25 protein-coding genes are annotated in these 26,640 nt (G+C 48.7%); 9 read left to right on the top strand and 16 right to left on the bottom strand.

Annotated elements, in window-relative coordinates; translation table 11 throughout:
* Position 1 precedes the first annotated feature (1 nt).
* Together pflB and adhE are read right to left on the bottom strand one after the other, a co-directional pair.
* On the bottom strand, positions 2-2,248 hold the full coding sequence (gene pflB / locus NYE54_RS11870; protein ID WP_339272092.1) for a formate C-acetyltransferase: 2,247 nt from the start codon (positions 2,246-2,248) through the stop codon (positions 2-4).
* Between the two features lie 318 nt (positions 2,249-2,566).
* Positions 2,567-5,176 (bottom strand): bifunctional acetaldehyde-CoA/alcohol dehydrogenase, encoded by a 2,610-nt coding sequence (gene adhE / locus NYE54_RS11865; RefSeq protein ID WP_076320847.1) that lies wholly within the window; start codon positions 5,174-5,176, stop codon positions 2,567-2,569.
* A gap of 276 nt (positions 5,177-5,452) precedes the next feature.
* On the opposite strand from adhE, the gene NYE54_RS11860 reads away from it, so the two are divergent.
* On the top strand, positions 5,453-6,181 hold the full coding sequence (locus tag NYE54_RS11860; RefSeq protein WP_098742928.1) for a Crp/Fnr family transcriptional regulator: 729 nt from the start codon (positions 5,453-5,455) through the stop codon (positions 6,179-6,181).
* Between the two features lie 88 nt (positions 6,182-6,269).
* Entirely contained in the window at positions 6,270-6,428 is a 159-nt protein-coding gene (locus NYE54_RS11855) for an asparagine synthase (protein ID WP_071223816.1), read from the top strand.
* A gap of 161 nt (positions 6,429-6,589) precedes the next feature.
* On the opposite strand, the gene NYE54_RS11850 is transcribed toward NYE54_RS11855, so the two are convergent.
* Entirely contained in the window at positions 6,590-7,015 is a 426-nt protein-coding gene (locus tag NYE54_RS11850; RefSeq protein ID WP_339272091.1) for a transposase, read from the bottom strand.
* 577 nt (positions 7,016-7,592) lie between these two features.
* Here NYE54_RS11850 and NYE54_RS11845 point away from each other — a divergent pair.
* Together NYE54_RS11845 and NYE54_RS11840 are read left to right on the top strand one after the other, a co-directional pair.
* Positions 7,593-7,934 (top strand): transposase, encoded by a 342-nt coding sequence (locus tag NYE54_RS11845; RefSeq protein ID WP_339272090.1) that lies wholly within the window; start codon positions 7,593-7,595, stop codon positions 7,932-7,934.
* The gene (locus NYE54_RS11840; RefSeq protein WP_339272089.1) at positions 7,898-8,707 is read left to right on the top strand and encodes an IS110 family transposase; all 810 of its coding nucleotides are present in this window, start codon (positions 7,898-7,900) and stop codon (positions 8,705-8,707) included. Before NYE54_RS11845 ends, NYE54_RS11840 begins: the two co-directional genes overlap by 37 nt.
* Positions 8,708-9,236: 529 nt before the next feature.
* On the opposite strand, the gene NYE54_RS11835 is transcribed toward NYE54_RS11840, so the two are convergent.
* From NYE54_RS11835 to NYE54_RS11790, 10 genes are all read right to left on the bottom strand, one after another.
* Complete coding sequence (locus tag NYE54_RS11835) at positions 9,237-10,025, bottom strand: formate/nitrite transporter family protein (protein WP_339272088.1); 789 nt, start codon at positions 10,023-10,025, stop codon at positions 9,237-9,239.
* A gap of 47 nt (positions 10,026-10,072) precedes the next feature.
* Complete coding sequence (gene nirD / locus NYE54_RS11830) at positions 10,073-10,390, bottom strand: nitrite reductase small subunit NirD (RefSeq protein ID WP_339272087.1); 318 nt, start codon at positions 10,388-10,390, stop codon at positions 10,073-10,075.
* Positions 10,391-10,484: 94 nt separating this feature from the next.
* Positions 10,485-12,923 (bottom strand): nitrite reductase large subunit NirB, encoded by a 2,439-nt coding sequence (gene nirB / locus NYE54_RS11825; RefSeq protein ID WP_339272086.1) that lies wholly within the window; start codon positions 12,921-12,923, stop codon positions 10,485-10,487.
* Between the two features lie 178 nt (positions 12,924-13,101).
* Positions 13,102-13,779, bottom strand: a complete 678-nt coding sequence (locus NYE54_RS11820) for a hypothetical protein (protein ID WP_339272085.1) — start codon at positions 13,777-13,779, stop codon at positions 13,102-13,104.
* A 181-nt stretch (positions 13,780-13,960) separates the two neighbouring features.
* The gene (locus NYE54_RS11815) at positions 13,961-14,281 is read right to left on the bottom strand and encodes a helix-turn-helix domain-containing protein (RefSeq protein WP_076320841.1); all 321 of its coding nucleotides are present in this window, start codon (positions 14,279-14,281) and stop codon (positions 13,961-13,963) included.
* A 147-nt stretch (positions 14,282-14,428) separates the two neighbouring features.
* A complete protein-coding gene (locus NYE54_RS11810) occupies positions 14,429-15,097 on the bottom strand; it encodes a uracil-DNA glycosylase (protein WP_213645198.1) in 669 nt (222 codons plus the stop codon).
* Between the two features lie 176 nt (positions 15,098-15,273).
* Positions 15,274-15,996, bottom strand: a complete 723-nt coding sequence (locus NYE54_RS11805) for a ThuA domain-containing protein (RefSeq protein ID WP_339272084.1) — start codon at positions 15,994-15,996, stop codon at positions 15,274-15,276.
* A 43-nt stretch (positions 15,997-16,039) separates the two neighbouring features.
* Complete coding sequence (locus tag NYE54_RS11800; protein ID WP_076320838.1) at positions 16,040-17,008, bottom strand: sugar phosphate isomerase/epimerase; 969 nt, start codon at positions 17,006-17,008, stop codon at positions 16,040-16,042.
* A 70-nt stretch (positions 17,009-17,078) separates the two neighbouring features.
* Positions 17,079-18,164: a Gfo/Idh/MocA family oxidoreductase gene (locus tag NYE54_RS11795; RefSeq protein WP_339272083.1), complete on the bottom strand. Its 1,086-nt coding sequence runs from the start codon at positions 18,162-18,164 to the stop codon at positions 17,079-17,081.
* A gap of 172 nt (positions 18,165-18,336) precedes the next feature.
* Positions 18,337-19,437: a Gfo/Idh/MocA family oxidoreductase gene (locus NYE54_RS11790; RefSeq protein WP_339272082.1), complete on the bottom strand. Its 1,101-nt coding sequence runs from the start codon at positions 19,435-19,437 to the stop codon at positions 18,337-18,339.
* A gap of 140 nt (positions 19,438-19,577) precedes the next feature.
* Here NYE54_RS11790 and NYE54_RS11785 point away from each other — a divergent pair, with 140 nt between their 5' ends.
* On the top strand, positions 19,578-20,396 hold the full coding sequence (locus NYE54_RS11785) for an AraC family transcriptional regulator (RefSeq protein ID WP_076320835.1): 819 nt from the start codon (positions 19,578-19,580) through the stop codon (positions 20,394-20,396).
* Between the two features lie 102 nt (positions 20,397-20,498).
* Here the strand turns inward: NYE54_RS11785 and NYE54_RS11780 are convergent, their stop codons facing one another.
* Positions 20,499-20,813: a hypothetical protein gene (locus NYE54_RS11780; protein WP_076320834.1), complete on the bottom strand. Its 315-nt coding sequence runs from the start codon at positions 20,811-20,813 to the stop codon at positions 20,499-20,501.
* A 92-nt stretch (positions 20,814-20,905) separates the two neighbouring features.
* The gene (locus tag NYE54_RS11775; protein ID WP_098742919.1) at positions 20,906-21,607 is read right to left on the bottom strand and encodes a TerC family protein; all 702 of its coding nucleotides are present in this window, start codon (positions 21,605-21,607) and stop codon (positions 20,906-20,908) included.
* Between the two features lie 517 nt (positions 21,608-22,124).
* Between NYE54_RS11775 and NYE54_RS11770 the strand changes: the two genes are divergently transcribed.
* From NYE54_RS11770 to NYE54_RS11760, 3 genes are all read left to right on the top strand, one after another.
* Positions 22,125-22,736, top strand: a complete 612-nt coding sequence (locus NYE54_RS11770; protein WP_076320832.1) for a VTT domain-containing protein — start codon at positions 22,125-22,127, stop codon at positions 22,734-22,736.
* A 91-nt stretch (positions 22,737-22,827) separates the two neighbouring features.
* Entirely contained in the window at positions 22,828-23,793 is a 966-nt protein-coding gene (gene msrA / locus NYE54_RS11765) for a peptide-methionine (S)-S-oxide reductase MsrA (RefSeq protein ID WP_339272081.1), read from the top strand.
* A gap of 136 nt (positions 23,794-23,929) precedes the next feature.
* Entirely contained in the window at positions 23,930-24,112 is a 183-nt protein-coding gene (locus NYE54_RS11760; protein WP_076320830.1) for a hypothetical protein, read from the top strand.
* Between the two features lie 71 nt (positions 24,113-24,183).
* On the opposite strand, the gene NYE54_RS11755 is transcribed toward NYE54_RS11760, so the two are convergent.
* The gene (locus tag NYE54_RS11755; protein ID WP_076320829.1) at positions 24,184-24,876 is read right to left on the bottom strand and encodes a YitT family protein; all 693 of its coding nucleotides are present in this window, start codon (positions 24,874-24,876) and stop codon (positions 24,184-24,186) included.
* A gap of 489 nt (positions 24,877-25,365) precedes the next feature.
* Between NYE54_RS11755 and hmpA the strand changes: the two genes are divergently transcribed.
* The gene (gene hmpA, locus NYE54_RS11750; RefSeq protein WP_339272080.1) at positions 25,366-26,571 is read left to right on the top strand and encodes an NO-inducible flavohemoprotein; all 1,206 of its coding nucleotides are present in this window, start codon (positions 25,366-25,368) and stop codon (positions 26,569-26,571) included.
* The last annotated feature ends 69 nt before the right edge of the window (positions 26,572-26,640 follow it).

Here is a 26,640-nt window from a genome sequence, read left to right as displayed (position 1 = left end):
CTTACATCGATCCGTGGAACGTACGGTTAATGACATCGAGCTGCTGCTCACGCGTCAGTTTGACGAAGTTAACTGCATAACCGGATACCCGAATCGTTAACTGCGGATAATTCTCCGGATGCTCCATCGCATCGATCAACTGCTCCCGGTCAAATACGTTGACGTTCAGATGGTGTGCCTTGCTGCCAAAATAACCGTCCAACATCGCAACCAGATTGTTCACACGGATATCACTTTCTTTACCAAGGGCTTTCGGCACGATCGAGAACGTGTTCGAGATGCCGTCAAGACTATCCTCATAAGGCAGCTTGGCCACGGAAGTCAGCGAAGCGAGAGCTCCCTTCTTATCGCGTCCGTGCATCGGATTTGCGCCCGGCGCAAACGGCTCGCCTGCCTTACGTCCATCCGGCGTGGTTCCTGTTTTCTTGCCGTATACGACGTTCGACGTAATCGTGAGCACCGATTGGGTCGGCATTGCGTCACGGTAAGCCTTGTTCTTGCGAATCATGCTCATGAAGGTCTCGACCAATTCAACGGCGATGCTATCCACGCGATCATCGTTGTTGCCATAGCAAGGGAACTCGCCTTCGATTTCAAAATCCACTGCAATTCCTTGCTCATTGCGTACCGGCTTCACCTTTGCATATTTAATTGCACTCAGTGAATCCGCTGCTACGGACAGGCCTGCGATGCCGCATGCCATCGTGCGCAGGATATCCCGGTCGTGAAGCGCCATCTCAATCCGTTCATAGCTGTATTTGTCATGCATGTAATGGATAACGTTAAGTGTATTCATATAGAGCTTCGCGAGCCATTCCATCATCGGCTTGAATCGCTTCATGACTTCATCATAACTCAGGACCTCGGCAGCGATAGCCGGATATTCCGGTCCAACTTGGGCGCCTGATTTCTCATCCTTACCACCGTTGATCGCATAGAGCAACGCTTTGGCAAGGTTTGCTCTGGCTCCGAAGAACTGCATCTGTTTCCCGATGCGCATGGCGGATACGCAGCAGGCGATGCCGTAATCGTCTCCGTAAATCGGACGCATGAGATCATCATTCTCGTATTGAATCGAGCTGGTTTCGATGGAAACTTTCGAACAATATTTTTTGAAGGCTTCCGGCAGCTTCTCCGACCATAACACCGTCAAGTTCGGTTCTGGAGCAGGCCCCAAATTATACAAGGTATGCAGGAAACGGAAGCTGTTCTTGGTCACTCTCGTCTCACCGTTTATCGACATGCCGCCGATGGATTCCGTTACCCACGTTGGATCCCCGCTGAACAGCTCGTTATAATCCGGCGTACGCAGGAATTTCACGATCCGAAGTTTCATAACGAAATGGTCGACCAGTTCCTGAGCTGTTTCTTCCGTTAGCTTGCCTTCAGCCAGATCCCGTTGAATATAAATATCAAGGAAAGAAGATACCCGGCCAAGCGACATCGCAGCACCGTTCTGCTCCTTGATCGCGGCCAAATAACCGAAATACAACCATTGGAATGCTTCCTTCGCCGTATTTGCAGGTTTGGAAATGTCAAAACCGTGCATACCCGCCATTTCCTTCAGTTCCTTGAGGGCCCGCATTTGCTCAGACAATTCTTCCCGCAAACGAATAACCGGCTCATCCATAGCATCCACTTCAAGCTCACCGAGTTCTCTCAATTTGTCCTGAATAAGAGCATCTACACCGTATAGCGATATTCTGCGATAGTCACCAATGATACGTCCGCGACCGTACGCATCGGGAAGTCCCGTAATAATCCCGGCCTTGCGCGCTGCTCTCATCTCTGGAGTATAGGCATCAAACACGCCTTGGTTATGCGTTTTGCGTATGCCGTTAAAGATATCTACAACGGCCTGCGGCATTTCAAAGCCGTATGCGTTGCACGCATCAATCATCATCCGGATCCCGCCAAAAGGCTGGATCGAACGCTTGAACGGCTCATCGGTCTGAACGCCGACAATCTGTTCTTTATCCTTATCCAAATAGCCAGGTTGATGAGAAGTGATGGTTGAAGGTGTATGGACATCCACGTCCAGTACCCCACCGTTGTCCCGTTCTCTCTTGGTTAAATCCGATACGATATCCCACAATGCTTTGGTGTTATCCGTGGGTCCTGCCAAAAATTCATCAGAGCCATAATAGGGAGTAATGTTCTCTGCAATAAAATCATTAACGTCAATTTGCTTGGTCCATTTACCTGATTTAAAACCTTTCCAGCCTGTTTCTTTTTCAATCACCGACATATTGAATCCCTCCTAGATTTGCTGGGGCTTGCAAGGACAGGCGAGGCCACACCTTGATCTATCTCAGATCTTTAAATGTGATTATTTTCACGATCAATGATGCCACTACCCCGCCTTGTACCTTCAAGCTTCTTTATCAAAGACCTGAGATTCAGCTTCTTGCTACACCTTTATTGTAGTCCTGTTGATCCCTCGCATCTGTGATATTAATCACAAAGTTATCTTTTTCCGTGATTTTTATCACTCCGAGTCTGTCTTGCATCACTTACCTCAACATATTCCCGGATCTTCATGATCGGCATTCAGAGCCTATCCTATTTAGAACCGACCGTAGAATGCGTTGCGGTAAACTTCTGCGAGCTCTGTCACCAGCGGCAGCTTCGGATTGCTCGTTGTGCACTGGTCTTCAAAAGCCCGGTCCGCCAAATGCTCAACATTCTTCTCGAAATCTTTAGGATCGATGCCAAGCTGCTGGAACGACTCCTCGATACCGAGCTTGCTGTTCAGCTCCCGGATCGCGCCAATCAGACTGTTTACGCCCTCTTCCGTTGTTCTTGCCGGCAGCCCGAGAATCCGTGCGATTTCAGCATATCTCTCATCAGCCACAAAATGGGTATATTTAGGCCATGCCGCGAATTTTGTTGGCTTCTTGGCGTTGTAACGAATGACGTGAGGCATCAGGATCGCATTGGTGCGTCCGTGTGCCGTATGATACTGGCCGCCCCACTTATGCGCAAGACTGTGGTTGATGCCAAGGAACGCATTCGCAAAAGCCATGCCGGCAAGCGTCGAAGCATTATGCATTTTCTCGCGGGCGAGTTTGTCACCGGTAAGCGCCGACTGCTCAAGATATTGGAACACGAGCTGTATGGCTTTGATGGCAAGCCCATCCGTATAATCGCTGGCCATCACCGATACGTAGGCTTCAATAGCATGTGTCAGAACGTCCATACCGGTATCGGCTACCGCTGTTTTAGGCAACGTGTATACAAATTCCGGATCGATAATCGCCACATCCGGTGTCAGCTCATAATCAGCCAGCGGGTACTTGGTATTCCCCAGCCCTTTGTCCGTGATGACGGCAAACGAAGTCACTTCCGAGCCAGTTCCCGACGTTGTTGGAATGGCAACGAATTTCGCTTTCCGTCCAAGCTTCGGATATTTATAGACCCGCTTGCGGATATCCATAAATTTTTGCTTCAGATTGTTAAAGTCCGTATCCGGGTATTCATAGAACAGCCACATCGCTTTCGCTGCATCCATTGGCGATCCGCCGCCGAGGGCGATAATGCAGTCCGGCTGGAACCTAGCAAGCATCTCCGTTCCGCGTTCTACTGTCGTTGTTGAAGGATCCGGCTCTACCTCCGAGAAGACCTCGATGGCCACTGGCACTCTGCGCTGACGCAGATAATGCTCTACCCGCTCCACATAACCCAGCTTCACCATCATGGGGTCGGTAACGATCGCAACACGGGTGATTTCCGGCATTTTTGCAAGATACTGCGTGGAGCCTTTTTCAAAGTAAATTTTGTCCGGTACTTTAAACCACTGCATATTCACGGTTCTGCGGTTCACCCTTTTCACGTTGATTAGATTGACAGCCGTCACGTTCGACGATGTGGAATTACGTCCATACGAGCCGCAACCCAGCGTCAGCGATGGCAGGTTCGTGTTGTAGATATCCCCGATACCGCCTTGCGAAGAAGGCTGGTTCACCAGGATGCGGCAGGTTTTCATCCGATCCGAGAATTTCATAATAATGTCTTCATTGTGCGAGTGGATCACCGACGAGTGGCCCATGCCGCCAAAAGCAACCATCTCTTCAGCGCGTGTTATGCCTTCCTCCGCATCCTTCACCTTATAACAGGCCAGAACCGGACTCAGTTTCTCGGCAGACAGCGGGTAAGCCGGACCGACCCCTTCCAGCTCGGCAATCAGGATCTTGGTGCTTTCCGGTACCTCGAAACCGCAAGCCTCGGCAATCTTAGCTGCCGGCTTTCCGACGATGGACGGATTAACCGCACATTTCTCCGATACCATCGCATGCGCAGTCAGTTTCGCCAGCTCTTCCTTGTTGACGAAATAACAGCCGCTGGCAATCATTTTTTTCTTCACTGTATGATAGATAGGCTCTTCGATAATGACAGCCTGCTCCGAAGCGCAGATCATGCCGTTATCAAAGGTCTTCGATAAAATCAAATCGTTCACTGCTTGATCCAGGTCCGCGCTCTTCTCTATAAAGCAAGGCACGTTACCTGGTCCTACGCCGAGGGCCGGCTTGCCGCAGCTGTATGCCGCTTTGACCATTGCCGAACCGCCCGTGGCCAGAATGCAGGCGACGTCAGGATGATTCATGAGTGCATTGGTTTTATCCATGGAAGGAGCTTCGATCCACTGGATGCAATCGGCAGGAGCACCTTGTTTCACGGCGGCATCCCGCAGTATCAGCGCGGCTTCCCGGCTGCATGCCTGCGCGGATGGATGGAATCCGAAGATGATCGGGTTTCTTGTTTTAATGGAGATCAGCGCCTTGAATATCGTTGTGGAGGTCGGATTGGTTACCGGTGTTATCCCCATGATAATCCCAATCGGCTCTGCTATTTTTTGAAAGCTGTCATAGGCGTTGTCTTCAATAATACCTACCGTTTTGTCATACTTGATGCTGTTGTGGATATACTCTGTGGCGAACAGGTTCTTGATAATCTTGTCTTCGTACACGCCGCGTCCCGTTTCCTCAACCGCCATCTTTGCCAGCTGCATGTGCTTCTCAAGGCCTGCCATGGCCATCGCCTGTACAATCCCGTCGACCTGTTCCTGATTCAATTCCATAAACTTTTCTTTGGCTCGATTCGCCTTGTCAATCAGCCCTTGAATGTACTCCGATGCTGTTTGTCCTTTAACTTCAACCGTTCCTTTGCTCACAGCCATATCTCTCATCCTCCCATGGTTCATGTTTCTTTCTCGTCTACGCTTTGATCGTAACACAGCCTTCTCTAAATTCATGTGAAATATTTCACAATATAAATATTTTTCTTTTCTGTGTAATTTATGCCTGTCTTTCCCTCCTTTTAAGTGAAAGAGATCACAAAGTTTGAAAATTCGCCACGATTTCCTTCTTATTCTCCCCCAAAAGTGAATGTTTTCACGTTATAATGTATTTAAAGATTAAACAGATCAAATTTTAGGATGTTAGGGGATACCAACATGAATACTACTGTAGACCATGTAATGGAAATCGAAAACTTAGGGAACACGCAGTGCTTCTCGGAACAAAACCGCAACCGTCTGCTGGTCAGCATGAAGGAAAGGGTACTCCCTGAAGGATCCCATTTGTTCTGGGAAGGCGACTTTGCCGACAAGCTGTACTACGTTAAACAAGGAAGAATTAAATTAACCAAATCGACTGATGAAGGCAAAGAGCTCATTCTATATATGTACCATCCAGGAGACATGGTCGGGCAAGCCGATCCATTCTTCAGCAACAATCACAGTTTCTCGGCAGAGGTGCTGGAGGATAGCGTTGTCGGTGTCATTGAGCACAAGGATCTGGAGCTGCTGATCTGTCAGCATTGCGACTTCGCCATTGATTTTATGAAGTGGATGGGCATACACCACCGCATCACCCAGACCAAATTCCGGGATCTCATGATGTACGGTAAGCCCGGTGCTTTAACATCGACACTGATCCGTCTGAGCAACACCTACGGACAGCATCAAGCGGATGATACCATTCTCATCAACAAGAAGATTACCCACACCGATCTATCGAACATGATTGGGGCCACCCGCGAAAGCGTGAACCGGATGCTGAGTGACTTACGCAAAAAAGATGCCATCGAATATGCCGGCGGAATGATTGTCATTAAAGATCTTCCGATGCTGCAGGAAATCTGCCATTGCGAGCTGTGTCCGAACGAAATCTGCCGGATTTAATCGGCCTTCTCCCTTCTGTGCATAATATACAGTCATCTGCTTACAATAAACCTTGTCTTTCCAAACCAAATTAAAGGGAGTGCTCAGCATGCGTGAAGGATTGATTCCTGCTGTTCTTGGAACTGTGGTTTCTGCTTCGGGTGCCGCTCTGCTTGGCAGCAAGTATAAACTTGCCGCAACCGGTATTCTCGGCTTCGGACTGGCTCATATTGTGCTTGGTGCGATTGACCTGGTGGAACATCGGTAAAGGATTTGGAAGACAAGGTACACAAAAAGAAACCGTTTCTTGGTAAATGGAAGGACAACTCACCATTTACCAATGGAACGGTTTCTTTGTTTACTCATTAGGTTCCACTTCATCTGCTTGGCTTGGAGGTAAAGCCTCCAAAACATCTCGTTCGTATATCGTTAAAGAAGGAGCTGTCTCCATAAGTAGGTTTGCTCACTTGACGGACGGTTCGTCCGATTAAAAAATGTGTCAAATAAAGAAATGGCGGTGCTCAGGATGTTATCTCCTTGCACCGCCATTTCTTGCTTTTCGGTCCGTTGCCTCTTGCTTGAGCAGATTATGGCAAGCGAAAGGCATCCGACCTCTAGGCTCACTTTCGTCAGTCCTCGAAGCAGAAATCGCCAGAATCCCCGGTTATTCTTCAACTGCCCAAACCCACTCTCCGGTTCGACCATTCGCCGCACCGACAACGCATAGCCTTCCTCACTTCGAAGTTTCTCTCTCACTTGCTGCTTGTAACGAAGATACCTGAGACTTACGCTGATTTCCCGGTTCCCTTGAGCTTTCGTGCAAGCAGCTTTGCATGAACACCCTTCGCAGCTCACGCTTCGGTAGTGTCCTTTCGTATTTCATATCCGCTTACCATCGTTTCCTTACTTTCATAGCGAAACCACAGCTTTCGCCCAGCCGCACACGTCCATGTATCTTCTGCTTCGTCGTACTGCCAGTTGTCTAGCTTGCTGATATCTTGTTGCCACTTCGGTTGACCGATTCATTGACGATGCGAACAAGATGATAAGGAGGAATGTCATCCTCCCCGTCCATTGGCAGATAAAGTTGGTCCATGGTATATTGAATGTACAAAGAAATCGTTCCTTTCGTAGATGGTGGGTCGCACTTCCATTTTACCAAGAAACGGTTTCTTTTCGTATGTCTAGAGTATGTTTTCGCACAACGTAGCGGAGAGGACGAAACGATTCCGGACAAGTGAGAGCGGTCGCCTTTGCCCCCGAATTTCATCCTTGCCTAGTACCATTTCAAGAAATTTGGGGGCAACAGTTATCATGAACGAGACAGACTCCCCGTAATTGCAACATCTTAGGTTAATTTTGGGAATAATGGTGTAGTAGAAGCTAAACCAAAACCAAAATCAGAGCTAAATTGCAAAGGAGAGTCTGTACTATGAAGGATACCATAAAATACGTAGGCTTAGACGTGTCGAAGGAAAATATTGCTGTATCTGTAGCTGATCCAGGAAGAGAAGGCGCTCGGTATTTGGGCACGATTCCTCATACCGAGTATCACATCTTGAAAGTATTGAGGAAGTTAGGCCAACCCAATGAATTAAGCGTTTGTTACGAGGCAGGTCCAACAGGATATCCTTTAGTTCGTTTGCTAACTGCACATGGATATGACTGCATTGTTATCGCCCCATCACTTATGCCTAGTCGTCCAGGAGAACGGGTAAAACGGATCGTAGGGATTCGATGCGTCTGGCACAATTACTTCGAGCAGGTGAATTAACACGTGTGCATGTACCTACTCCAGAGGAAGAAGCGCTTCGTGATTTGGTACGAATGCGTGAAGATGTTAAGGAAGACCGAGCTCGAATCCGGCAGCGGATCGGGAAGTTTCTCCTTCGTCATCAGATTGCACCTAAAGAGCCACTTCGCCGCTGGACGGCTAAATACCGGTTATGGTTAGGACGTATTCCATTCGAGTCCGCTTCTCAACGTTTGGTTCTGCAGGAAATGCTGCATCAGATGGATGAAAATGAAGAACGTCTGAAGCGTTTGGAAGCAGCCATTCACGAAGAAGCCACGGAAGGGCACCACGCCCCCTTAATACAAGCCCTTCAAACCTTACGTGGAGTAGCTGAAACGACAGCAACAGGAATCGTAGCGGAAGTGTGTTCATTTACCCGGTTTGGTAATGCGAAGGCTTTCATGGGGTACACAGGTTTGGTGCCGAGGGAATACTCAAGTGGCCAAAGCCGATGGCAGGGAAACATTACGAAATCGGGGAATACGCACCTTCGTCGTTTATTGGTCGAATCCGCTTGGAGTTACCGCTATAAACCTGCGCTACAAGGAGAGTTAAAGAAACGTCAACAAGGAAAATCTCCTGAAATTCAGGCCATATCCTGGAAGGCACAGCATCGACTACATCGAAAATACACGAAAATGCTGTCAAAGGGTAAGCCTAGTGGCAAAGCAGTTGTGGCCGTGGCGCGTGAACTAAGTGGATTTATTTGGTCGATTGCCCGAGAACTTGAAGAGAAAAGGATAAATAGGTGATCACCATTCCTATTGGAATCTAGTCGTATTGTGAGAATGGTTGATTCAAGGTGATCCCGTTCCCCAAAAAAACAGGTGGAAGATGAAAAACTGAGTTAGAAGGCAAAGGGAAAAGCCGTAAGAGAGAATCCACGTCCATCGCTATGTGCCATCCCTCCAAAGGAAACGACGCACGACAACAGTTCGTGGTGCACTCTCTGCAGACGGAGAGAAAACATGCGGTATACAAAACCCGCGGATATCAGACTGCTCACCGTTGATAGCTTTTGCCTTCTAGTTCAGTTTTTACACCCTCTCTTGTATAAAGGGGGATTGGGAAAAACAAGGGAGTTACAAACTGCTATTTGACAGTTCTCGTTCATATCAGCGATGGGAGGATCGATTCGTACACGGAGCGTCTCCTCACAGGAAAAGGGGGCATTCCGCCAGATCTAAGATCTTTTGGGACACCCCCTTCTTTTCGGCTGTCTATCAAGTGAGCAAACCTGCTTACGGAACTGCTCCTTCTCATCGATGTCGCCTACAAAACCTACTTTTGCTTGCTCCCTTTTCCCGACGAGATAAACCAATAAGCCATCCCTACAAACAATCCGCCGCCAAGGATGTTCCCCAGCGTGACCGGCACCATGTTGCTGATCCATCCACTAATGGAAATGGTTTCGGGATGCCCCGGTAAAATCGTCGCGAGCGTCAGAAGTGTCATATTAGCTACGCTATGCTCGTACCCTGTTGCAATGAAGGCAAACAGACACCACCATATTAAGATCAGCTTTGTCGTTTCTCCCTTGGCCCGAATTCCCATCCACAAGGCCAGACAGACAAGCCAGTTACACAAGATGCCTCTGAAGAACAGCTCCATAAACGGATCATTCATTTTCTTGGCAGCAGCCGTGAAGATGAGATGGTCCGGCGGCAGGCCATTGAACAGGCCGGAAGCATACACCAGATAGCTGAGCAGAATCGCTCCAGCCAGATTGCCGATAAACACGAGTACCCAGTTTTTCAGCGTATCCCCCATCGTCGTTCGTCCGGATAATGTGCTTATCGTAAAAAACATGTGATTTCCAGTAAACAGCTCTGACCCGGCGAACACCACCAACGTGAGCGCGATCCCGAATGCAGCTCCCATGACGAGGGATTGGAAAGGTGAACCGGCAGCTGCGAGCGGCGCCCCCAGCTTAAAGATTAATACAATCCCTATGCCGACATACGCGCCGGCCAGCATAGCCGATACCATATAGCGCAGCAGATTATGATTCATCTGCTCTTTTTTACCGACGGCGGCATTGACAACGGCTTCCACATCTGTTTTAAACATGGGATACCACCCCTTGATTTCGTCTGTTTATTATGCGATTGCTGGCCTTAAACACCCACCTCAACCTTTCCGTCCACGGCGCGAATCGGGTATACACGAACCTGACCCTTATCCGGAGCCTGTACGAGCCCGGTTGAAAGCTCAATTTTCCAGTCATATAACGGATCGTAGATGTAGTGCCCGGATACAATGGCTTCCGAGAGTGGCCCACCTTTGGGATGAGGGCTTTGATTGTCCAGCGCAAACCATTGATGATCCGAAGTCTGGAAGACGGCAATCTCCCGATCTCCGAGTTGGACCACCCTTCCGATCTGTGATAGAAAATCATGTTCATTCCCTACCGTAATAAATTTTCCAGTTTCCATAACATTCGACCTCCACTTCTCTTTTCTATCCCCATCCATACTGCGAAAAACTCTCCATGTTCAGGCGGCAAGAGGAAGTAGATTCCTCCCTCTTTTATTTGCTGCTGACCGGTTTTGCATCCTCAAATAACGTATTGCGCAGCTTCTCGTCGTTCAGCACTTTCTTCCACGGATCCTCGACTTGCTGCAAGGCAAGCTCGATTCTCTCCACCAGTTCCTTACGCTGCTTGGTATCGTCCAGGATAACCGCTCGGATTTGTTCCAGTCCCAAGCGCTCTACCCACTCCGATGTTCTCTCCAGGTACTTGCCGGTTTCACGGTAATACTGCATCAAGGCTCCACAGATTTCGACCAGCTCTTCATCCGTTTTCACTTTGCAGAACGAATCAGCCAGACGTGCCTTCGTTCCGCCGTTGCCTCCAACGAATATTTCCCATCCACCGTCATTGCCTACGATCCCGATATCTTTCGTGCACGACTCGGCACAGTTTCGCGGACACCCGTTGACCGCCAATTTAAATTTCGCCGGGAAATCCAGTCTCTCGAATTTTTCCTCGAGGAATGCCCCCATGCCCATCGAATCCTGCGTACCGAAACGGCAAAATTGGGAACCTACACAGGTCTTCACGGTCCGCAGCGATTTGGCATAAGCATAACCCGACGGCATATCGAGCTCTTCCCAAACGCTCGGTAAATCTTCCTTCTTAACACCGATGAGGTCCAGACGCTGTCCGCCGGTAACCTTTACAACCTTCACATTATATTTAAGCGATACATCCGCGATTTTCTTCAAATCCTCCGGTGTGGTAACGCCGCCGTACATTCTTGGGACGACCGTGTACGTGCCGTCTTTCTGAATGTTGGCGTTCATCCGTTCGTTGACAAAACGGGATTCCCTCTCTTCTTGATGGGTTACCGGGTTCAGCATCGCCAGATAATAATGAATGGCCGGGCGGCATTTCGAGCAGCCTTCCGGATTGCTGAAGTTTAGAACATGCATGACTTCTTTCGTTGTCTTGAGTCCTTTGGCACGGATTTCGGCGACAATCTCGTCCCGATCAAGCGTTGTGCACGAGCATATGCCTTGTTTGCCTGCCGCCTTAAAGCCATCGCCCAATACGCTCTGGAGTATTTGCTCCACGACAGGTTTACAGCCGCCACACGAGCGGGTAGCTCCTGTGCAAGCTTTAATCTCATCCACTGTCGTAAAACCCTGTAGAGTAATGGCATCCACAATGGCTTTTTTGGTTACGCCGTTGCAGCCGCACACGATTTCATCATCGGGCATCTTCTCCAGTGAAAATGCCTTGCCATTTCCTGTTCCTGCGCTGTCAGTACCCATGATCGAATCGTAAATCTCATCCGTCATGGCTGTCTTTTTCCGAATCATGGATTGAAGGCTTGCCGAATCGCTCACATCTCCGAACAATATCGCCCCAACGATGATATTGTCGCGAATTAATATTTTCTTATAGGTCTTGCGCCAATCATCTTTTGCGGTGATCACCGAGTGCTCGGCTTGCTCCATGAATTCTCCGGCAGAGAATACATCCACACCGCTGATTTTCAACTTCGTCGATACAATGCTTCCCTCGTAAGGCTTGCCTTCCACACCGCATAGATGCTTCGCCAATACCTGTCCCTGCTCGAACAACGGTGCAACCAGGCCGTAGCACGCGCCCCGATGCTCGCAGCATTCGCCGACCGCATACACATCCGGCCAGGAAGTCTGAAGATAATCATTAACGACGATTCCCCGGTTCACTTCGATCCCGCTCGCTTTAGCGATCTCGGTGTTCGCTCTGATGCCCACTGCCATGACCACCAGGTCGGCATCAAGCTCATCCCCATCCTTGAAGCGGAGTCCCGTAACTCTGGTATCTCCCAATATTTCGGTTGTTTGTTTGCCTAATAAGAAGTTGATACCCTGCTGTTCAAGCTCCCTTTTCAGCATGCCGGATGCCATCGAATCCAACTGGCTCTCCATCAAATCCTGCATGAGATGAACCACCGTCACCTCCATGCCCAGGCTAACCAATCCCTTGGCAGCTTCCAGACCCAGAAGTCCCCCGCCAATGACAGCCGCTTTCTTGTACGCCTTAGCGGCTTGAAGCATCTGCGTGCAATCGGCAATGTTTCGGAAACCGATAACGCCTTCTTTGTCACTGCCCGGCACGGGTAAAATAAAGGGCTTCGAGCCCGTTGCTATCATGACTTTGTCATAAGGCACAGTCAATCCGTTGTCGGCGGTCACGACCTTGCGTTCCCCATCGATGGCAGTTACAGTGGCATCCGTGTGCAGAGTGATATGGTTATCCTCGTACCATTTCCAATCATTCAATACAATATCATTCAAGGTTTTGCTGCCTTCCAACACATACGACAGCATGATGCGGTTATAATTCGGATGAGGCTCCTGTCCAATGACGGTGATGTCAAAATTCCCACCCAATTTAATGATTTGCTCGACCGTACTAATCCCGGCAATACCGTTGCCGATGACAACTAACTTTTCTCTCTTTATATTGGACATCGATTGATTCCTCCCCAACACATTTATCTAGATCGTGGTATTCCGTTGCTTTCACATAAATTATATCGTCTGATCGCATTAATTTTTGTGATATATTTCACATAAATCATTAAAATTTAAAATAAAAATGCCAAATAACCCTGTCCACATCGAACAAGGTTATGAGGAGGCTTGCTCTCTATATAATATCGGCTTCCATATAGGCTCGTTCGCCGCTAGGAACTTTCAAATAAGGGCGAATCCCGGCAAATCCCTTCGCGTCCAGGTTCACCCCGGTCATCCAGTTCCCCTCCAATAAGCCTCGATCCGATTGCATAATGACGGCAGGTGCCTGGATATGCTCCTGATATAGAACGATGCCCGCCTGAATAGTCTTAAAGGCTTTTCCTTGTTCCACCAACGGTACGGCGCTGATATACGTAGGCACAAAATAATTTGCGATCACATCCAGCTCTTCCCCGTCAAAAAACGGCTCGCTGCCAAGGAAAGGATGCAGCATTACGATTTTCTCATAGAGTGACCAGATGATCATCTGCAGAAATCTTCCCGTTCGTCCTATATTCTGCCCGGTGGACGCATGAAATCGATCGGTTTCATAACCAATGAACTTCCATCCGCCGGGGGCTTTGACCCATTTCTGAAACATATCAACAGCATCGGCACCGCTATGGCTAACGGATTCTGCAGATTCCGGGCTTGTTCCAGACGCAGCTAACCACAAGGAATCCGGCACATACTGGCTCAGCATCCGTTTGGTCTTCTCAAAAATATGAAGCACTTTTAATGAAGCGTTTTCAAGTTCTGAGATGTCCTCTTGTCCATAATGAAAACGGGAGATATACGTTCGCTTGGTCATGGGCTCGCCTCCTTGATATGCTGCTGGGTTTTTTACATCATATAGCAGCTGCGTCCGCTTGGTGCATGTCCACCTATTCTTACCGTAAAGAAACAGGAATCATACTTCCATTTAGAAAAAAACCCTGAAATGAGGATGTCTCATGCCAGGGTTTAATCATCAAGGGGAGTCTTAAGATGACTCATCTTTCGACCCATTGTTCCGCCCAGAATGAAATTTGCTCCATCACCGGACGAAGTGCCTTGCCTTTTTCAGTCAGTTCATATTCAATACGTACCGGTGTTTCAGGATAAACATGGCGAATCAAAATGCCTTCGCATTCCAAATCCTTCATCCGCTCAGAGAGCATCTTATCGCTCATGGACGGAATCAAATTCGAAATATCCTTAAAGCGCTTAGGCCCGCTCATCAACGTTTGAATAATCAAACCGTTCCACCGTTTGCCCAGAAAAGAAAATGCAGATTCAAAACGGGGACACATCGTAACATTTGTAACTTCCATATCCCTTCACCTCTTTACGAAGTCACCTTGTTTATAGAAATTCATAAGCTTAATTAAAAATCTAGAAAACTTACGAATTGTAAGTATGTTTCATTTTAGCACATTTCCGAGAAACTGAAAACCACCTAGCCCCTTTTTCCCATAAAATCAGCGCTTATCCCATAATATACGAGCCAAAATATCCAAATCTTTCTCGATCCAAGTGGATAATTTCCTATTATACAGTACCGCCGCTGGATGGAATAGAGGGAATATCTTATAGGTTTCCGCCGAGAACATATAACCCCTATCTGGATTCTCCGGATCGGTTGCTTGCTGGACCGGCCCCTCCATCAGTTTGCCGTGCAGCGATGTCACCGTTTCATGGCTTCCGATTAACCGGTGCAGCGCCGTATTTCCCATGGGTGCAATAATGTGCGGGCGAACCCATCGAATCTCTTCATCAAGCAAAGGTGCATGGGCCAATATTTCCGCCTTCGTCGGTGTGCGATTGGAACGGCTGATGACACTCTCGCCCGTGGACCTCACGATTACCTTTTCCTTATAAGGCCGGCTTCTCATGGCACTGGTAATATACACTTGCTCCCGGGTCAGGTTCAGGCGTTCCAGGTAGGCGTTCATCTCTTGTCCGGCCTGCCCTACAAAAGGTAAGCCTTCCAGAACCTCATGGGCCCCGGGTGCTTCTCCAATAAACATAATTTTGGCGAAGCGGACTCCCCTTCCGAGCAGGAAGCCCTCAACGGGTTGATGGGCCAGCTTGGCCTGGCATATGGCGATGGTTGCGGGATCTACAGGTGCGCTTTGTACTTCACTCATGTGTACAGCCCCCCTTCTTGTATATCATACAATACCCCATACTTAGGTATATTCTATCCCTAGCCGGCAAAAACATTTCCGTGAACATTCATCATTAACGATAAAACGAGCCGCTCAAGGACTACACCCTGAACGACTCGTGAACTCATTGCTTTTTAAAAAATGCTGCTCATAGCTTAGACTAAAACGGGAAGCGCACGAACCGGCTGACTGTTGCCGAAGGTTTGCTTGCCTGCCGTGGAATAAGCCCAGTTAATCGCATTGGTGATCACTTTCAGCACTTCGGGGTTGTAGTAGGTTGGATAGGTCTCATGCCCCGGACGGAAGTAGAATATGTTCCCATGACCGCGCTTGAACGTGCAACCGCTCCGGAATACTTCGCCGCCTTCGAAATTGCTGACAAATACCAGCTCATCTGGGGCTGGAATATCGAAGAATTCCCCGTACATTTCCTCGTGCTCGATGATGATCGGACCTGTAATTCCCGCCGCGATCGGATGCGTTGGATTCACGCTCCAAATAATCTCTTGTTCCCCTGCTTCGCGCCATTTCAAATCACAACTCGTACCCATTAACGCTTTGAACGGCTTGGAAAAATGTCCGGAATGAAGAACGATCAGCCCCATCCCATCCTGCACGCGTTTAACGACCTTGTTTACGATTTCATCACTAACCTGGTCATGAGCCATATGCCCCCACCACAACAGCACATCGGTTGAATCCAGTACATCGTCCGTCAATCCATGCTCCGGCTGGTCGAGCGTTGCCGTTCTGATGACAAAATCCGGATTTTGCAGACCCTCCGCCAATGCTGTATGAATCCCTGTCGGGTAAACGCTGCGAACCTCGTCATGGATTTTCTCGTGCACGAATTCATTCCAAATGGTTACGTTAAGCATGTTGCTGTTCCCCCTAATTGCTTATTCGGCTTACTCTACGCTGTTAGACCCACCACATGTCCCCAAGCGGCTCTTCGATCAGCACTTGCTGAAGGTTTTGCACCGCTTTGGAGAAGCCTTCTTCGATGGACATCAATCCATCTTCATGTTCAATACTTACGACATAATCATATCCAACCAGACGAAGGGCACTCATCATATCAGCCCATTCCTTCACATCATGTCCATAGCCTACGCTGCGGAACTGCCATGCGCGATCCAGCATGTTGGCATAAGACTGCATATCGGTCAGACCGTGCTTGTTCACGTTGATCGGGTCAATGCTTGTATCCTTCGCGTGGAAGTGGTGGATCGCCCCTTCGCGGCCCAAAATTTGAATCGCTTGAACAGGATCAATCCCTTGCCACCACATATGACTCGGATCCAGGTTGGCCCCAATCACTTCGCCTGCAGCTTCACGCAAGCGGAGCAGCGTGCCTGGCGTATGAACGGAGAAGCCGCCGTGCAATTCCAAACCAATCTTCACATTGCGGTCTGCGGCAAATTTACCCCATTCGGTCCAGTAAGGAATGACCTTGTTATCCCATTGCCAAGTCAGAATCTCTTGGTAGTCGTTAGGCCAAGGCGCAACGGGCCAGTTCGGGTATTTGGCATCCTCATGGTCGCCTGGGCAGCCGGAGAATGTGTTAACAACAGGTACTTCAAGCTTCTCGGCAAGTTCTACCGTTTTTACGTATGTGTCATGAAACTCTTTCGCGATTGCTTTTTGCGGATGAAGCGGATTGCCGTGGCAGCTCAGTGCGCTAATAATCAACCCACGGGATTCCACCGCATTTTTGAAGTTCTTCAGCGCGGTTTCATTCTCCAGCAGCTCGACCGGGTTGCAATGCGCATTACCCGGATAACCGCCTGTTCCGATCTCAACCGCTTTAAGCCCCTTGGATGCCACATAGTCCAAAGCATCCTCCAATTTACGTCCGCTCAGCAATACCATAAATACGCCTAATTTCATTGTATACCTCCTGGTTTACCTTAGTATTAGTAATGAGTATTAGTAATGAGTATTAGTAATGATGTAATATTTAGTTATCGAAATAAACCGCTTTTCCTGTCTTCGCCGATTCATAGATCGCTTCCAGAATTTGCGTTACAACAAACGCTTGCTCCGGTTTAACCACAGGATCCTTATCCTCAACAATGGCTTCCAGCCACATTCTGGCTTCACGGTCCGCATCATTTTCCTTGGAACCGGAATAGAACGCGACGCCGCCAGCATTCAAATCCACTTTGGTTTCATACAATCTGCTCATTTTCTCGCCGTTAATACGCAAACCGTCCTTCATGTCAGCTCCGCCTTCCGTACCCGCAAGGACGGCTTTGGCTTCGCCCGTCTCAACGACGTTAAGAGCCCAGCTGGATTCCAGAATAATCGTTGCGCCGTTCTCCATCGTGATGAACCCGAATGCCGAATCCTCTACCTTGAACTCCTTCGGATCCCAAGGACCGAACGCATTCGCCGCATTCTCGCGTTGACCCAGTTTATGGAACGTGGATCCAAGCACGCTCTTCGGCTTATAGTTATCCATCAACCACAAGGTTAAATCCAGTGCATGGGTGCCGATATCGATCAACGGACCTCCGCCTTGCTTTTCTTCGTCAAGGAATACGCCCCAGGTCGGAACGGCACGGCGGCGAACAGCTAGTGCTTTACCGTAGTAGATCTCGCCCAGCTCGCCTTCCTCGCAGACCTCTTTCAGATACATGCTATCATCCCGGAAACGGTTATTGTAACCGATGGTAAGTTTTTTTCCTGTACGCTTAGCGGCGTCCAGCATGGCTTTGGCTTCGGAAACGGTTTTCGCCATTGGTTTTTCGCACATCACGTGCTTCCCGGCTTCCAAGGATGCAACCGTAATCTCGGAGTGCGAATCGTTCGGGGTACACACATGAATGACATCGATGCTGCCGTCTTGCAGCAGTTCCCTGAAATCCGTGTATACTTTCGCGCCTTCAACCCCGTATTCGGCAGCCGCCTTCTGCGCGCGTTCTAGGGCGATGTCGCAAAAAGCTACCAATTCGGCCTGCGCCTGCTTCTTCAAGCTCGGCATATGCTTGCCATTAGCGATTCCCCCGCAACCGATAATTCCGATCTTCAATGTTTTCGACATGTCCATTTCCTCCCCATAGGCATTTGATCATTTTGAAAACTCTCCAAATATTAGTGCAACGCTTTCATGCGGATCCTAGCCAAGAACTCATCATCCTGTCAGATCCGTCAGAAGCTGGTTTGCATGTCGTTCATAACCAGTGTACAAGAATATGAACCGGGCTGCCAGTTCGCTACTCCACCTTGTTTATCTGCTGCGGCGCCGGAAGTTTGCCGTAGCGGTATGTGCTTTGCAGAACGATATGTCTGCCCTCCAGCGAAGACTGCTGGAACGACTGCATAATCTCCAGCACGTGGTATGCCAGACGGGCACTGACGCGATGGTCCTTCTGCTCATGAATCGATTGGATCATATCGTTGATACCGAGCCCCCGCTCGTTCTTCCCGCATTCAAATGCAGGGTCAAGCAGCTCCCATTCATCGGAGCCGTGCTTCCGGAGCTTCACTTCGCTGTTAAAGAAGTTCGGATCCCCGAGACTCAGGCTTCCCTGCGTGCCATAGATTTCGATCCAAGGCAGATTCGATCCGCCAAAGATATCAAAACTGGTAATCATGGTTGCAATGGCACCGTTCTCAAAATCCAGCGTTCCTGCCAAATGCGTTGGAGTCTGAACCGTGATCGGTTGTCCTTGGCGCGGGCCAGAGCCGATGGCGCGGTCTGGAATCTGGATGCCTGTGGATGCGCTGATCCGGCTTGCAGGACCAAGCAGCTCTACCAGGGCCGATACATAATAAGGACCCATATCCATCATTGGACCTCCACCCGACGCGTAAAAAAATTCAGGATTAGGATGCCAAGCTTCCGGTCCTGAACCCATCATAAACGCCGTTGCGGCAACAGGTCTGCCGATCAGCCCGGATTCGATAGCGGCTTTAGCCGTCTGTACGCCGGAGCCCAAAAACGTATCGGGTGCGCAGCCTACGCGAAGTCCTTTTTGATCTGCCATATTTAGCACACGGCGAGCTTCCTCAAGGGTAATCGCCAGCGGCTTTTCACTGTACACATGCTTTCCTGCTTCCAGGGAAGCGATATCCACATTGGCGTGGCTGGCCGGAATGGTCAGATTAATAATAAACTCAATGTCAGTCTGTGCAAGCATCTCCTGGACGGTATACACGTTCGGGATGTTGAACTCTTCGGCCTTTTTCTTTGCGTTGTCCGGAATAAGGTCAGCACATGCCACGACTTCAACCCAAGGGCTGTTCTTTAAGTTCGTGAAGTATACGCCGCTGATGGTTCCGCAGCCAATTATACCTGCTTTCATTTTTTTCATCGCTGTCACTCCTTGAGTGTTTAGATGCGCTCGGACTAGTACCATGGTATTCTTTTATGCTTTCGTTTAAAATGAAGAATATGATTAAAACATGAACAATCTGGTCATTATTTTCTTATTCTTCAAAGGGGACTTTAGCAATGGATTCAAATCTTTCCAACCAAGTCGTAGCAGCGGATTTCTCATTTCATCGTAAACCTTTCAAGATGTCCCTGGCTGACGGTTTCGATACCTACTTGATGCGATGGCAGACCGACGGCAAATGCCGTGCCAAAATTGATGACAAACTGTCACTCGTTGAGGCAGGGGATCTGTTAATCTTCACGCCAGGACAACCCTATGAACTACGAATAGATGACGAATATAACGCTTTGGGTGAATTAACCATCGAAAGCGGAGATTACCATATTTTCTTTAAGGGGGCATGGGCTGACGCGTGGTGGAATTCCAAGAAACGCCCAACCAAAATTCGGGTTCCACTGGAAGAGCGTTACCTGAGTCTGTTTCGGCAAATTCTGCTGGAGCAGCGTCGTGTATCCGATCCTTATCCGGAGATTTCGGATTACACGGTACGAATTCTGTGTCTCGAAGTGGATCGCCTGTTATCGGAGCAGCCATCGACCACGCCCAAGACGTATTTAGCCTACCGCATGAAAAATTACATTGAAGAGAATGCCTCCTCGATGTTCAAGCTGGAGGATGTCGCTGCCCATGTCGGCATCAGTGTCTCCCGGGCAGTTCATCTGTTCAAAGAAGCGTTTGGCACTACCATCATGCAATACACCATGGACGTTCGCCTGAGCATGGCCAAGGAACGAATTGTGTTCAGCCCTCTCTCGCTGGAGGATGTCGCCGAAACTTCCGGCTTTGCCAACTATACTTATTTTCACCGCGTTTTTCGCTCCCGATTCGGCGTTTCGCCTAAACAATTCCGCATGGCCAGTCGAACGTCAAATTGAGCCGTCCTATCTGTGCGATAAAAAGCGGGTCGACCAAGGTTTTTTCCTTGGTCGACCCGCTTCTCTCTTGAATCACATGTAAGATATGCCATGATTCCACATTTACTTCTTATCAGGGCCTAGCGTGGCCGCTGCCTCGGCTACAACGATAGCCAAGTCTTCATTACCAAATAACGACAGGACACCAAGTAGGGTCTGATCCGGTATTTCACCAGCTTCTTCCTTGGGCACCGTTAATTCCAGCACCCGTGCCAGCCGCTCATTATCCGGCTGATTCGGATATGCCTTACGGTACAGTTCCGCTGGGTCCAGTCCGTGATTCACACACCACTGGGCAAAAACGAGGATCATCATATCCTCGTCCTGACGGTATGATTCCGCAATCCGTTCTTCTACGGATTTTTCCGTGAATTCCATGTATTACCCCTCCTCATGCGAAAAGGGCTTCGGCGCTCTCTTCGTTCATGAAGACATTATACCGTTTACTTTGAGCTCATACAAAGTCTAGACTAGTCGACCATCTTGACCTGTACCGGGTTGCTCTTCGCTTTTTGGTCATTCTTCTTCTTCATCCAAGTTCCAAGACTGATGATTATGGCGATAACGAGAATTTCAAAACCATACTTCAGAACGCCATTGGCAAACCAGCTGTGAATCATCGGCTCTTCCACAATCATCTTTGATGCGGTCCAGGCTAACACCGCAGCACCGATCGTAATGATAATTGGAAAGCGATCCGTCAACTTCAGGATAATGGTACTGCCCCACACCATAATTGGAACCGAAATCGCAAGTCCGATAATAACAAGCATGAAGCTTTCCCCAGCAGCGCCAGCTACAGCAAGCACGTTATCCAGTCCCATCATCGCGTCCGCAATAATAATCGTACGGATTGCCGCCCACATCTGGTTGCCAGCGGAAATTTCATGCTGCTTCTCATCCACTATCAGCTTGTAGGCAATCCACAACAGAGCAAACCCACCGATCAAGCGTAAGCCAGGGATCATTAAGAGCTGTACAACGAGGAGGGTGGCCACGATACGAATGATAATCGCTCCGACGGTACCCCACAGGATGACCTTCTTCTGGTCCGCTTTCTGGACATTACGAGCGGCAAGCCCGATAACAATCGCGTTATCGCCTGCCAACACAAGGTCAATGAGGACAATTGATAGCAGCGCCGTCCAAAATTCCATCGACATCAAATCCATGTTTCTCCCATCCTTTCTTCATTCTTTTTAGATTTACCTACCGATGTCCTCCATCCAAAAAAAACGCTGTTGCCTTAGTTAATAAGGTCTACAGCGTTTTTTGGGCGCAAAAATAGACCTCCACCTCATTCATAAATAAATCAGGCAAAGGTCTCGCTAAACAACATAATCGTTGCCAATAAAGCCGGGGATGGTTAATCCCGTAATGACGACTTTACTTACGATATAGATTTTATAAGTTATCAGTGAGCCCATAAAATTCTATATCGCAAGAAAACCTACCTTTGAATCGCGGTCGCTCATCCTTGAAAAGGCCACGATAGAAGGTTTTCTTATGAAGCTACTCCCCTTTGGGAACTATTCGGTTGGACATATTATAACATATGAAAAATCGCTTGTATATTCAATTTTTTCCACCCTAGATACGATGCTTAGCTGTCTCAAATGTGAGCAGTATTCCTGTTTTTTTGCTATCATGGTGCTATTCTGGTTGAATTTCGCAAAGTGAGGATTCTTCATGAAGAGATGGATCATACCCGCAATTTATACAACAGCACTGACGCTGGCTTTTGCATACCGACAAGAGATCATGGACTGGTTAGGAGGAAATCCCCCACTCTACCTGATGATCCTACTGGCAACCCTGCTTGCCTTATTTCCCATTGCACCCTACAAAGTCATCATCGCTATTCTTGGCTATGCATATGGAACCGTCTGGGCTGCCGCCATTTCGTGGTTCGGAACCACGATAGCGGCCGTCATCCTGTATGCGGCTGTACGGTCCTTGTACCAGGAGCCCGGCAGGCGACTGCTCAGTAAATATGCGGCTGTCAATAGGTTTACAGCCGTGGTCGAACGGCGCCCCTTTCAGTCGATCCTGCTCGCGCGCCTACTGCCCATCATACCGCAAATGGCCGTCAATATTTATGCCGGTGTCGCATCCATACCATTTTGGACGTACACAACCGCTTCAGCCATCGGTAAAATACCTGCGATTCTCCTGTATGCTTGGCTAGGCAGCGGGTTTGCCGATCACCCGCTCCTCTTTGCAAGTATCGCGGGCGGACTCATGCTAGTTACCGCATTATGTCTGGCCGCTATCCGGTGGTATAAAGGGAGACAGAATTAAATGGAGCATTGTTTTGGTTTCCCTGACCAAAATGATTATAATATAGAGTAAGACTTACATTTAAAATGTTATAACGATGGAGGGATAATAGATGAATAATCGTTCAACCCCAAGTGAATTGGCTACCTTTGCGGGAGGCTGCTTCTGGTGTATGGTCTCTCCTTTTGATGAGCTGCCGGGCATTCTGAAGGTCGTTTCCGGCTATACGGGCGGCCATAAGGAAAATCCGACCTATGAAGAGGTATGCTCTGATACAACGGGTCATTACGAGGCCGTTCAAATCACATATAACCCGGAAGTGTTCCCTTATGAAAAGCTGCTTGAGCTCTTCTGGCAGCAAATCGATCCTACGGATGAGGGCGGACAATTCCATGATCGGGGGACATCTTACCGGACCGCTATTTTTTACCATACGGAGGAGCAGCGCAAGCTTGCCGAACAATCCAAAGAAGAGGTAGCTGCCAGCGGACGATTCGACGGGCCGATCGTAACGCCCATCATACCAGCCAGAACTTTCTATGAAGCTGAAGAATACCATCAGGATTATCACAAGAAAAATCCGAGCCATTACAAACGCTACCGCAAAGGCTCGGGACGCGAGGATTTCATTGAGCAGCATTGGTCGGATTCGGTAGACCCCGCCGAGCTTAAACAGCGCCTGACACCGATCCAATATGAAGTAACCCAGAATAACGCAACCGAACCTCCGTTCCACAATGAGTTCTGGGACCATCACGGAGAAGGCATTTACGTGGACATCGTATCCGGCGAGCCGCTCTTCAGCTCTACGGACAAATATGATGCCGGCTGCGGATGGCCGAGCTTCACCCGTCCGATTCGCGAATACAACATCAAGGAAAAAATGGATCTCACCCATATGATGGTCCGTACCGAGGTAAGAAGCAAAAAAGGAGACTCGCACCTCGGTCATGTATTTGATGACGGTCCTGGACCGAACGGACTTCGTTACTGCATCAATTCCGCGGCACTGCGGTTTGTACCGAAGGAAGAGATGCAAAAGGAAGGTTATGGCGAGTATTTGCAGTTGTTTGAATAAATCGAAGTATCCCAAGTGCATTGTCCTTCAGGGGGCAATGCACTTTTTCTGTGCCATTGAACACGCTTATTCAATTTGGTTACACGGGGTAATATACACTACATACGAATAACAGTTGAACTGGAGGGATCGAAATATGCCTTGGAACAAACATGATTATCCGCCATCCATGAAAAATCTAGAGCCGCGAGTTAGGAATAAAGCCGTGGAAATTGCCAATGCCCTGCTGGAGGAAGACTACGACGAAGGACGTGCCATCGCTATCGCCACCGCCAAGGCACAGGAATGGGATGAGAATCATCCCAAAGACGAGGAGTAATCTTAACAACATCATAGAATACGAAAGAAGCTCACCCTGCATGCGGGTGAGCTTCTCTTAGTTGGACCGTATTATGAACGGCCGCTAACAGTTGGCTGCGCTGTCTTCGGAGTAACCGGAGTGCTTGGGGCACGGACCGCCTTCCGAATCGGTTTCTTTTCCGTTTTCTCGGTACCGTACGTCACTGTGATGGTGATCACTTGTCCGGCAATCGATACGGCTAATATAGTATATAAGGTTTCAACCAATGGCATGTAGAATAGCGATAATAGCAGAACTACGGCATCCATTAGGAAAAACACCGTCCCTACCTTAAGCCCGCTCCACTCGCTGAACAGCACGGAGATCACGTCGTCACCGCCTGTCGCCCCGCCATAGCGAAGCACGATACCAGCACCAAAGCCCGTCAATAAACCGGACAGCAGCGCGGCTGCCAGCAAGTTATGATTCAGATCGATCACAAGCGTGGAATACCGCTCGATCAATGCGTAGAACAACGTGAACATGCTCGCCGCAACAACGGTATTGATAATGAACTTCCGACCTTTGATAAACAAGGCAATCAGCAGAACCGGTATGTCCATGAGGACCATACTTAATGCAGGCGGAATATCAAGCGCATATTTGCCAAGCAGCGCAAGGCCGACAAAGCCGCCTTCAGTTAAATGATTGTGAAAATTAATGTGATAATACGTAAAAGCCATTAAAAACGTTCCGAACAACATCGCCGACATCGTGATAATTGTGTTTTGTCTTTTCCTCATACAGGATCCCTCTTGTCGTAGTAGATTGGTCAGACATAGGCCAATCTCTACATAGAGGCAACCTGGAGGAGTTCATCCTTCGAACCATAGTTCCCATCCTTTCGTGAGAGACCGTCCTTGTCTTCTGACGTCCGACTTCGCTCTACGAAGGAAGCTATGTGTATGAGAGATCATAACGTTTCCAAATCGTCCTTTGGGGATTCGTCCTTCGGGGACACATGGTATCCTGATCCTTTCTCGTTTTAATTAGACTGCTAATATTATTATAACACAGTTGGCATACAAGCTAAACAGCTGGCTAGAATGAACTGGAATATATATATGAAATATGTAAAAAAACCCGCTTTCAGAACTCTCCTCCATAAAAATATCGCTGTTCTGTTCACATATTCGCTAAATCCGATGTGACCAAAATCACAAGTGCCCTTTCTTCCCTTGTCTATACTTAAATTGAACACGAATTCGACTTATGAATCAGGGGGAGTCCACATGTTAAGCCAGCATACGATTGAAGTCGTTAAATCGACCGTTCCTGTTCTTGAAACTCATGGAACGGCAATCACGACTGCATTTTACCAAAAATTATTTCATCATCATCCGGAGCTTCTTAACATATTCAACCATGCGAATCAACGAGAAGGAAAACAGCCCTTTGCCCTTGCCAATGCCGTGTACGCCGCCGCAGCCCATATCGACCGACTTGAAGCGATCGTGCCGGTTGTTAAGCAGATCGGACACAAGCACCGGGCATTAAACATTTTGCCCGAGCATTATCCAATCGTCGGCGAAACACTGCTCGCCGCCATGAAAGAAGTGCTGGGAGATGCCGCAACACCCGAAATTATCGAGGCCTGGGGCGAAGCTTACGGCGCCATTGCCAATGTCTTCATCGGCATTGAAGCAGATATGTACCAACAAGCGGCGAACGAGACCGGCGGTTGGAGCGGATACCGTAATTTCGTGATTGACCGGAAGGTGGAAGAAAGCTCTGTCATCACTTCCTTTTATCTGGTCCCACAAGATGGCGGTGAGATTTCCGCTTATGAACCCGGTCAATACATTACGCTCCGGGTAAAACCTGAAGGTGAAACCTATTATCATAATCGTCATTACAGTCTCTCGTCCGCACCGGGTCAGCCTTACTACAGAATAACGGTCAAGCGTGAGGATGAGTTAGAAGGAAAACCTGCCGGCATCGTCTCCAGTTGGCTGCACCGTCAGGCTGAGGTTGGGACCGTTCTCGAGGTCACAGCTCCGGCGGGTACATTTACCCTGGATACGGACAGTGACCTTCCGCTTGCCTTGATCAGCGGCGGTGTCGGTTTGACCCCGATGGTGGCTATGCTGGAAACCGTACTGCTGAATCAACCCGGCCGGAAAGTAACCTATATCCATGCGGCCAAGTGCGGTAGTCAGCATGCGATGAAGTCTCATATCGATGCACTCGCCTCCAAGCATCCGCAGCTAACCTCTTACGTCATTTATGAACAGCCGGAATCCGAGGATCAGTGCCACCAAACAGGCTATATTGATCTTGATTTCCTTCGCAAAACCGTCGATGCGAAAGCCGACTTCTACTTCTGTGGTCCGGTTCCGTTCATGCGTGCCGTTAACAGTCAACTGAAATCCATGGAGGTACCTTCCGACCGGATTCATTATGAATTCTTTGGCCCGGCAGGTACATTGGAAGATTAATTAACCATATTACGGAGTCAAGCCTAATCAAAGGGTGCCTGTCTTGCATAAAGACAGGCACCCTTTTGG

The organism is Paenibacillus sp. FSL K6-1330, assembly GCF_037976825.1.
In the GTDB taxonomy this organism is placed as follows: domain Bacteria; phylum Bacillota; class Bacilli; order Paenibacillales; family Paenibacillaceae; genus Paenibacillus_AQ.
Note: the sequence above shows the minus strand (reverse complement) of the source record. Positions and strands in the feature narration are given on the sequence as shown.

Bases quoted from the DNA above. Each gene is read 5' to 3' on its own strand.
- pflB (WP_339272092.1), bottom strand. From the start codon at position 2,248: ATGTCGGTGATTGAAAAAGAAACAGGCTGGAAAGGTTTTAAATCAGGT.
- adhE (WP_076320847.1), bottom strand. From the start codon at position 5,176: ATGGCTGTGAGCAAAGGAACGGTTGAAGTTAAAGGACAAACAGCATCG.
- NYE54_RS11860 (WP_098742928.1), top strand. From the start codon at position 5,453: ATGAATACTACTGTAGACCATGTAATGGAAATCGAAAACTTAGGGAAC.
- NYE54_RS11855 (WP_071223816.1), top strand. From the start codon at position 6,270: ATGCGTGAAGGATTGATTCCTGCTGTTCTTGGAACTGTGGTTTCTGCT.
- NYE54_RS11845 (WP_339272090.1), top strand. From the start codon at position 7,593: ATGAAGGATACCATAAAATACGTAGGCTTAGACGTGTCGAAGGAAAAT.
- NYE54_RS11840 (WP_339272089.1), top strand. From the start codon at position 7,898: ATGCGTCTGGCACAATTACTTCGAGCAGGTGAATTAACACGTGTGCAT.
- NYE54_RS11835 (WP_339272088.1), bottom strand. From the start codon at position 10,025: ATGTTTAAAACAGATGTGGAAGCCGTTGTCAATGCCGCCGTCGGTAAA.
- nirD (WP_339272087.1), bottom strand. From the start codon at position 10,390: ATGGAAACTGGAAAATTTATTACGGTAGGGAATGAACATGATTTTCTA.
- nirB (WP_339272086.1), bottom strand. From the start codon at position 12,923: ATGTCCAATATAAAGAGAGAAAAGTTAGTTGTCATCGGCAACGGTATT.
- NYE54_RS11820 (WP_339272085.1), bottom strand. From the start codon at position 13,779: ATGACCAAGCGAACGTATATCTCCCGTTTTCATTATGGACAAGAGGAC.
- NYE54_RS11815 (WP_076320841.1), bottom strand. From the start codon at position 14,281: ATGGAAGTTACAAATGTTACGATGTGTCCCCGTTTTGAATCTGCATTT.
- NYE54_RS11810 (WP_213645198.1), bottom strand. From the start codon at position 15,097: ATGAGTGAAGTACAAAGCGCACCTGTAGATCCCGCAACCATCGCCATA.
- NYE54_RS11805 (WP_339272084.1), bottom strand. From the start codon at position 15,996: ATGCTTAACGTAACCATTTGGAATGAATTCGTGCACGAGAAAATCCAT.
- NYE54_RS11800 (WP_076320838.1), bottom strand. From the start codon at position 17,008: ATGAAATTAGGCGTATTTATGGTATTGCTGAGCGGACGTAAATTGGAG.
- NYE54_RS11795 (WP_339272083.1), bottom strand. From the start codon at position 18,164: ATGTCGAAAACATTGAAGATCGGAATTATCGGTTGCGGGGGAATCGCT.
- NYE54_RS11790 (WP_339272082.1), bottom strand. From the start codon at position 19,437: ATGAAAAAAATGAAAGCAGGTATAATTGGCTGCGGAACCATCAGCGGC.
- NYE54_RS11785 (WP_076320835.1), top strand. From the start codon at position 19,578: ATGGATTCAAATCTTTCCAACCAAGTCGTAGCAGCGGATTTCTCATTT.
- NYE54_RS11780 (WP_076320834.1), bottom strand. From the start codon at position 20,813: ATGGAATTCACGGAAAAATCCGTAGAAGAACGGATTGCGGAATCATAC.
- NYE54_RS11775 (WP_098742919.1), bottom strand. From the start codon at position 21,607: ATGGATTTGATGTCGATGGAATTTTGGACGGCGCTGCTATCAATTGTC.
- NYE54_RS11770 (WP_076320832.1), top strand. From the start codon at position 22,125: ATGAAGAGATGGATCATACCCGCAATTTATACAACAGCACTGACGCTG.
- msrA (WP_339272081.1), top strand. From the start codon at position 22,828: ATGAATAATCGTTCAACCCCAAGTGAATTGGCTACCTTTGCGGGAGGC.
- NYE54_RS11760 (WP_076320830.1), top strand. From the start codon at position 23,930: ATGCCTTGGAACAAACATGATTATCCGCCATCCATGAAAAATCTAGAG.
- NYE54_RS11755 (WP_076320829.1), bottom strand. From the start codon at position 24,876: ATGAGGAAAAGACAAAACACAATTATCACGATGTCGGCGATGTTGTTC.
- hmpA (WP_339272080.1), top strand. From the start codon at position 25,366: ATGTTAAGCCAGCATACGATTGAAGTCGTTAAATCGACCGTTCCTGTT.